Raw genomic sequence first — 7,448 nt, 5'->3', positions numbered from 1 at the left:
GCGCGTGGCGGCGGCCCCCCAAATCACTGGCGGATTACGGGCACACCGAGCCTGGGCGAGGTGCCGAGTGGTGGGGCAAGAGCCCTTTTGGTTACTTTTGGGGCTCTTTTCCAAAAGTGGCCCGCTGTAAAAGCGGAACCCTAGGTGGCCGTTACCGCAGGAATCGATATGTACACAATCCAACTGTGTCGCCTGCCAGGCCGCCTTCGCGAGCAAGCCCGCTCCCACAGTTGGATTGCGGGGGTGTCAGGTAGATATGTGTCGCCTGGGAGGCCGTCATCGCAGGCAAGCCAGCTCCCACATTTGGACTGCGGGGGTGTCAGGTAGATTGGCGTCGGCTGTCAGGCCGCCATCACAGGCAAGCCAGCTCCCACAGTTGGATCGTTGGGTGTCAGGTAGATTGGCGTCGGCTGGCAGGCCGTCATCCCAGGCAAGCCCCACATTTTGTCCCGTGTTGAATCAGGAACCGAGGCTGATGCCGTTGGCCGGCAATGGCAATGCGGTTTTGTAGCGCACTTGCTTCAAGGCAAAGCTGGAGCGAATGTTCGCCACCCCCGGCACCTTGGTCAAAAAGTCCATCATAAAGCGCTCCAGGGACTGGATCGTGGGCACCAACACCCGGATCAAATAGTCCGGGTCGCCGGCCATCAGGTAGCACTCCATCACCTCAGGCCGATCCGAGATCGCCCCTTCGAATTGCTGCAGCGCCAGCTCGTTCTGTTTTTCCAGGCTCACATGGATGAACACATTGACGTGCAGCCCCAGCAAATCAGCATCCAGCAGCGTGACCTGCTCACGAATCAGCCCCAGTTCTTCCATCGCCTTGACCCGGTTGAAACACGGCGTGGGCGACAGGTTGACCGAGCGGGCCAGGTCGGCATTGGTGATCCGGGCATTCTCCTGCAGGGCGTTGAGAATGCCGATATCGGTACGGTCCAGTTTGCGCATGAGACAAAATCACCTGTTTATTATGTTTATGCAGTTTTTTTATCCGCAAATGACCGTGAGCGCAATGAAACACAGATAAATATTCTTCTACGCCACGCCTATGATTGTTGTAGGACAAGATTTCTTCTACCCGAAGACTGACTGTCAGCTAGCGCGCCCACTACAAGAAATTCACAAGATAGAGCGTAGAAAGCCATGACCCAGCCGTATGCACCGCTGCGCCTGCATGTTCCCGAACCCTCGGGCCGCCCAGGCTGCAAGACCGACTTTACCTACCTGCGTTTGACCGACGCCGGCCTGGTACGCAAACCCGCCATCGACGTAGAACCGGCCGACACCGCCGACCTGGCCAAGGGCCTGATCCGCGTGCTCGACGATCAGGGCCAGGCCCTTGGCCCGTGGGCCGAGGGTGTCTCCACCGAGATCATGCGCCGCGGCATGCGCGCCATGCTCAAGACGCGCATTTTCGACAACCGCATGGTGGTCGCCCAGCGTCAGAAAAAAATGTCGTTCTACATGCAAAGCCTTGGCGAAGAAGCCATCGGCAGCGCCCAGGCCCTGGCCTTGAATATCGACGACATGTGCTTCCCCACCTATCGCCAGCAAAGCATCCTGATGGCCCGCGAGGTGCCGCTGGTGGACCTGATCTGCCAACTGCTGTCCAACGAGCGCGACCCGCTCAAGGGCCGCCAGTTACCGATCATGTATTCGGTCAAGGAGGCGGGCTTCTTCACTATTTCCGGCAACCTTGCCACCCAATTCGTGCAGGGCGTGGGCTGGGGCATGGCCTCAGCGATCAAGGGCGATACCAAGATCGCCTCGGCCTGGATCGGCGACGGCGCCACTGCTGAATCGGACTTCCACACCGCCCTCACCTTCGCCCACGTGTACCGCGCGCCAGTGATTCTCAACGTGGTCAACAACCAGTGGGCGATTTCCACCTTCCAGGCCATCGCCGGCGGTGAAGCCACCACCTTCGCCGGACGCGGCGTCGGTTGCGGCATCGCTTCCCTGCGCGTGGACGGCAACGACTTTATCGCCGTGTACGCCGCCTCGGCCTGGGCTGCCGAGCGTGCGCGCCGCAACCTGGGGCCCACCCTGATCGAGTGGGTCACCTACCGCGCCGGCCCACACTCCACCTCCGATGACCCATCCAAGTACCGTCCCGCCGACGACTGGAGCCACTTCCCGCTGGGCGATCCGATTGCCCGCCTCAAGCAGCACCTGATCAAAATTGGCCAGTGGTCCGAAGAGGAACACGCGGCGGTCAGTGCCGAACTTGAAGCCGAAGTGGTCAAGGCGCAGAAGGAAGCCGAACAGTACGGCACCCTCGCCGGTGGCCAGATTCCAAGCGCCGCGACCATGTTCGAGGACGTCTATAAAGAGATGCCGGAGCACCTGAAGCGCCAGCGTCAAGAGTTGGGGGTGTGACATGAACGACCACAACAACAGCATCGAACTGGAAACCGCCATGACCACCACCACCATGACCATGATCCAGGCCCTGCGCTCGGCCATGGATGTGATGCTTGAGCGTGACGACAACGTGGTGGTGTTCGGCCAGGACGTCGGGTACTTCGGCGGCGTGTTCCGTTGCACCGAAGGCTTGCAGACCAAGTACGGCAGCTCGCGGGTGTTTGACGCCCCCATCTCGGAAAGCGGCATCGTCGGCGTGGCCGTGGGCATGGGCGCCTATGGCTTGCGCCCGGTGGCCGAAATCCAGTTCGCCGACTACGTCTACCCCGCCACCGACCAGATCATTTCCGAGGCGGCGCGCCTGCGCTATCGCTCGGCCGGCCAGTTCACTGCGCCCTTGACCATGCGCATGCCCTGCGGTGGCGGCATCTATGGCGGCCAGACCCACAGCCAGAGTATCGAAGCGGTGTTCACCCAGGTCTGCGGCCTGCGCACGGTGATGCCGTCCAACCCCTATGACGCCAAGGGCCTGCTGATCGCCTCCATCGAAAACGATGACCCGGTGATCTTCCTCGAACCCAAGCGCCTGTATAACGGCCCTTTCGATGGCCACCACGACCGCCCGGTAACGCCGTGGTCGAAACACCCCCAAGCCCAGGTGCCGGACGGTTACTACACCGTGCCGCTGGACGTGGCCGCCATCGTGCGTCCGGGTTCGGCCGTGACCGTGCTGACGTACGGCACCACCGTGTATGTGTCGCAAGTCGCCGCTGAAGAAACCGGCATCGACGCCGAGGTCATCGACCTGCGCAGCCTGTGGCCGCTGGACCTGGAAACCATCGTCAAGTCGGTGAAAAAGACCGGCCGTTGCGTGGTGGTGCATGAGGCCACGCGCACCTGCGGCTTTGGTGCCGAGTTGGTCTCGCTGGTGCAAGAGCATTGCTTCCACCACCTGGAAGCGCCGATCGAACGCGTCACCGGTTGGGACACCCCCTACCCGCACGCGCAGGAATGGGCGTATTTCCCAGGGCCGTCCCGAGTGGGCGCGGCGTTGAAACGGGTCATGGAGGTCTGAATGGGCACGCACGTTATCAAGATGCCGGACATAGGCGAGGGCATCGCGGAAGTTGAATTGTCGGTATGGCATGTAAAGGTCGGCGACCTGGTGGTTGAAGACCAGGTGCTGGCGGATGTGATGACCGACAAGGCGATGGTGGATATTCCCTCGCCGGTCCACGGCAAAGTGATTTCCCTCGGCGGCGAGCCGGGTGAGGTCATGGCAGTGGGCAGTATTTTGATCAGCATTGAAGTAGAAGGCGCAGGCAATACCAAGGATGTACCCGTGGTTGCCGAGCCGGCGAAGGCCGCGCCGCCTGTGGCCGAAGCCAAACCGGTACAGGCGCCGGTAGAAAGCAAGCCCGCTGCAGCAGTGAAAGCGCCGCAAGCGCCCGTGGCCCGTGAAGCCAGCGAACGCCCATTGGCCTCGCCTGCCGTGCGCAAACACGCGCTGGATGCCGGGATTCAACTGCGCCTGGTCCAGGGCACAGGGCCTGCCGGCCGAATTCTGCATGAAGACCTGGAGGCTTACTTGCGCCAGGGCACGGCAACGGGCGCCAGTGCCGCCAACCCTTACGCCGAGCGCAACGACGAACACCAAATCCCGGTGATCGGCATGCGCCGCAAGATCGCCCAGCGCATGCAGGACGCCACCCGGCGCGCCGCGCATTTCAGCTACGTGGAAGAAATCGACGTCACCGCCCTCGACGAGTTGCGCGTGCATCTCAACGAGAAGCACGGTGCGACACGCGGCAAGCTGACCCTGCTGCCGTTTATCGTGCGGGCCATGGTGGTAGCCTTGCGCGACTTCCCGCAGATCAATGCGCGTTACGACGACGAAGCCCAGGTCATCACTCGCCTCGGTGCCGTGCACGTGGGCGTCGCCACCCAGAGCGACGTGGGCCTGATGGTGCCGGTGGTACGTCACGCCGAAGCCCGCAGCCTGTGGGGCACTGCCGAAGAAATCGCGCGTTTGGCCAATGCCGCACGCACAGGCAAGGCCAGCCGCGATGAGCTGTCCGGTTCCACCATCACCCTGACCAGCCTTGGCGCCTTGGGCGGCATTGTCAGCACGCCGGTGCTGAACCTGCCGGAAGTGGCCATCGTCGGCGTCAACCGTATCGTTGAGCGGCCGATGGTGATCAAGGGCCAGATTGTGGTGCGCAAGATGATGAACCTCTCCAGCTCCTTCGATCACCGCGTGGTCGATGGCATGGACGCGGCGCAATTCATCCAGGCCATTCGCGGCCTGCTCGAACAACCCGCCAGCCTGTTCCTGGAGTAAGGGCATGACTCAGACATTGCACACCACGCTGCTGATTATCGGCGGCGGCCCCGGCGGTTATGTCGCGGCGATTCGCGCAGGCCAACTGGGCATCCCGACCATCCTGGTGGAAGGCCAGGCGCTGGGCGGCACCTGCCTGAACATTGGCTGCATTCCCTCCAAGGCGCTGATCCATGTGGCCGAGCAGTTCCAGCAAACCGTGCACCATAGCCAGGGCTCGCAGTTGGGCATTGAGGTGGATGTACCGACTTTGGACATCCGCAAGAGCGTGGAATGGAAAGACGGCATCGTTGACCGCCTGACCACCGGCGTCGCCGCACTGCTGAAAAAACATAAGGTGCAGGTGATCCATGGCTGGGCCAAAGTCATCGACGGCAAGACCGTCGAGGTGGGCGAGCAGCGCATCCAGTGCGAACACCTGCTGTTGGCCACCGGCTCGACAAGCGTCAACCTGCCGATGCTGCCGATTGGCGGGCCGATTATCTCGTCCACCGAAGCCCTGGCACCGACCCATGTACCCAAACGTTTGATCGTGGTGGGCGGTGGTTATATCGGCCTGGAACTGGGGATTGCCTACCGCAAGCTGGGTGCCGACGTCAGCGTGGTCGAGGCCCAGGCGCACATTCTGCCGGCCTACGACGCCGAGCTGACCCTGCCGGTGGCTGAATCCTTGAAGAAACTTGGCGTGAAGCTGTACCTGGAACACAGCGTCACCGGCTTTGCCGACGGCAAACTGCAGGTGCGCGCCCCCAACGGCGACATCTTGGCGCTGGACACCGACCAGGTGCTGGTCGCCGTGGGGCGCAAACCCAACACCCAGGGTTGGAACCTCGAAGCGCTGAACCTGGACATGAACGGCGTGGCGATCAAGATCGACAGCCGCTGCCAGACCAGCATGCGCAACGTGTACGCCATCGGCGACCTCAGCGGCGAGCCGATGCTGGCGCACCGGGCCATGGCCCAGGGCGAAATGGTTGCCGAACTGATCAGCGGCAAGGCCCGCGAATTCAACCCGGCGGCAATTCCGGCGGTGTGCTTTACCGACCCGGAACTGGTGGTGGTCGGCAAGACCCCGGACGAGGCCAAGGCTGCCGGCCTGGATTGCATTGTGTCGAGCTTCCCCTTCGCCGCCAATGGCCGGGCCATGACGCTGGAGTCCAAAGCCGGCTTCGTGCGGGTGGTGGCGCGACGTGACAATCACTTGATTGTTGGCTGGCAAGCCGTGGGGGCCGGAGTGTCCGAGCTGTCGACCGCGTTCGGCCTGAGCCTGGAAATGGGTGCGCGCCTGGAGGATGTGGCTGGCACCATCCATGCCCACCCGACTCTGGGTGAAGCGGTGCAGGAAGCCGCGCTGCGGGCGTTGGGCCACGCGTTGCACCTGTAAAACCGTGGCGTGGCTATCGCAGGCAAGCCAGCTCCCACACTTGGAATGCATTCCAATGTGGGAGCCGGGCTTGCCCGCGATAGCGGTGCATTAGCCAATGCAGAGGTTGAATGGTCCGCCGCCCTCCTCCCACACCGGCCAAGAATGCAGTATTGTTGCGCCCATCCAGAAAAAAAATCCGACTTGACCAGAGATAGAGGGTGTCATGGGTAACGAGAGCATCAATTGGGACAAGCTGGGTTTTGACTACATCAAGACCGACAAGCGGTTTCTCCAGGTCTGGAAAAACGGCGAATGGCAAGCTGGCACCCTGACCGACGACAATGTGCTGCACATCAGCGAGGGCTCCACTGCCCTGCATTATGGCCAGCAATGCTTCGAGGGCCTGAAGGCCTACCGTTGCAAGGACGGTTCGATCAACCTGTTCCGCCCGGACCAGAACGCCGCCCGCATGCAGCGCAGCTGTGGCCGCCTGCTGATGCCACAAGTGCCGACCGACGCGTTCATCGACGCCTGCAAACAAGTGGTCAAGGCCAACGAGCGCTTCATCCCGCCGTACGGCAGTGGCGGCGCGCTGTACCTGCGCCCGTTCGTGATCGGCACCGGAGACAACATTGGCGTGCGTAGCGCGCCGGAGTTCATCTTCTCGGTGTTCTGCATCCCGGTCGGTGCCTACTTCAAGGGCGGCCTGGTGCCGCACAACTTCCAGATCTCCGGCTACGACCGCGCCGCGCCGCAAGGCACCGGTGCCGCCAAGGTCGGTGGCAACTACGCCGCCAGCCTGATGCCCGGTTCGGAAGCGAAGAAATTCGGCTTCGCCGACGCGATCTACCTGGACCCGATGACACATTCGAAAATCGAAGAAGTCGGCTCGGCCAACTTCTTCGGGATCACCCACGACAACCAGTTCATCACGCCGAAGTCGCCTTCGGTATTGCCAGGCATCACCCGCCTGTCGCTGATCGAACTGGCCCAGACCCGCCTGGGCCTGGAAGTGGTCGAGGGCGAAGTGTTCATCGACAAGCTGGATCAGTTCAAGGAAGCCGGCGCCTGCGGTACCGCTGCGGTGATCTCGCCTATCGGCGGCATTCAGTACAACGGCAAGCTGCATGTGTTCCACAGCGAGACCGAAGTCGGCCCGATCACCCAGAAGCTCTACAAAGAGCTGACCGGTGTGCAGACCGGTGACGTTGAAGCGCCGGCGGGTTGGATCGTCAAGGTCTGACAGCCACGAAAGCCAGCGACACCACAAAACCCCTGTGGAAGCTGGCTTGCCTGCGATAGCGATCTGTCAGCCAGCATATGATCGTTCCCACGCTCCGCGTGGGAATGCAATGCATCCCCTGACGCTCCGCGTCA

The 7,448-nt window shown here is 62.2% G+C and carries 6 protein-coding genes; 5 read left to right on the top strand and 1 reads right to left on the bottom strand.

Features of this window, described 5'->3' with window-relative positions:
• Nucleotides 1–459: 459 nt before the first annotated feature.
• Nucleotides 460–948, bottom strand: a complete 489-nt coding sequence (gene bkdR, locus BOP96_RS26635) for a Bkd operon transcriptional regulator BkdR (RefSeq protein WP_003174877.1) — start codon at nt 946–948, stop codon at nt 460–462.
• A 195-nt stretch (nt 949–1,143) separates the two neighbouring features.
• Here bkdR and BOP96_RS26630 point away from each other — a divergent pair, with 195 nt between their 5' ends.
• The 5 genes from BOP96_RS26630 to BOP96_RS26610 all read left to right on the top strand — a co-directional run bounded on the left by BOP96_RS26630 (nt 1,144) and on the right by BOP96_RS26610 (nt 7,314).
• Nucleotides 1,144–2,379 (top strand): 3-methyl-2-oxobutanoate dehydrogenase (2-methylpropanoyl-transferring) subunit alpha, encoded by a 1,236-nt coding sequence (locus tag BOP96_RS26630; RefSeq protein WP_014719015.1) that lies wholly within the window; start codon nt 1,144–1,146, stop codon nt 2,377–2,379.
• Nucleotide 2,380: 1 nt separating this feature from the next.
• Nucleotides 2,381–3,439 carry an alpha-ketoacid dehydrogenase subunit beta gene (locus BOP96_RS26625; RefSeq protein ID WP_005789444.1) on the top strand — a complete coding sequence of 353 codons (1,059 nt, stop codon included), beginning with the start codon at nt 2,381–2,383 and terminating at the stop codon, nt 3,437–3,439.
• On the top strand, nt 3,440–4,705 hold the full coding sequence (locus BOP96_RS26620; RefSeq protein WP_014719016.1) for a dihydrolipoamide acetyltransferase family protein: 1,266 nt from the start codon (nt 3,440–3,442) through the stop codon (nt 4,703–4,705). It abuts the gene before it with no gap.
• A gap of 4 nt (nt 4,706–4,709) precedes the next feature.
• On the top strand, nt 4,710–6,089 hold the full coding sequence (gene lpdA, locus BOP96_RS26615; RefSeq protein WP_014719017.1) for a dihydrolipoyl dehydrogenase: 1,380 nt from the start codon (nt 4,710–4,712) through the stop codon (nt 6,087–6,089).
• A 205-nt stretch (nt 6,090–6,294) separates the two neighbouring features.
• A complete protein-coding gene (locus tag BOP96_RS26610; RefSeq protein ID WP_014719018.1) occupies nt 6,295–7,314 on the top strand; it encodes a branched-chain amino acid aminotransferase in 1,020 nt (339 codons plus the stop codon).
• Nucleotides 7,315–7,448 lie beyond the last annotated feature (134 nt).

Source organism: Pseudomonas sp. FSL W5-0203 (assembly GCF_001896155.1).
GTDB classification, from domain to species: domain Bacteria; phylum Pseudomonadota; class Gammaproteobacteria; order Pseudomonadales; family Pseudomonadaceae; genus Aquipseudomonas; species Aquipseudomonas paracarnis.
This window is presented reverse-complemented; position numbering and strand designations above follow the sequence as displayed.

Coding starts and splice junctions, on each gene's coding strand:
- bkdR (WP_003174877.1), bottom strand. CDS start 948: ATGCGCAAACTGGACCGTACCGATATCGGCATTCTCAACGCCCTGCAG.
- BOP96_RS26630 (WP_014719015.1), top strand. CDS start 1,144: ATGACCCAGCCGTATGCACCGCTGCGCCTGCATGTTCCCGAACCCTCG.
- BOP96_RS26625 (WP_005789444.1), top strand. CDS start 2,381: ATGAACGACCACAACAACAGCATCGAACTGGAAACCGCCATGACCACC.
- BOP96_RS26620 (WP_014719016.1), top strand. CDS start 3,440: ATGGGCACGCACGTTATCAAGATGCCGGACATAGGCGAGGGCATCGCG.
- lpdA (WP_014719017.1), top strand. CDS start 4,710: ATGACTCAGACATTGCACACCACGCTGCTGATTATCGGCGGCGGCCCC.
- BOP96_RS26610 (WP_014719018.1), top strand. CDS start 6,295: ATGGGTAACGAGAGCATCAATTGGGACAAGCTGGGTTTTGACTACATC.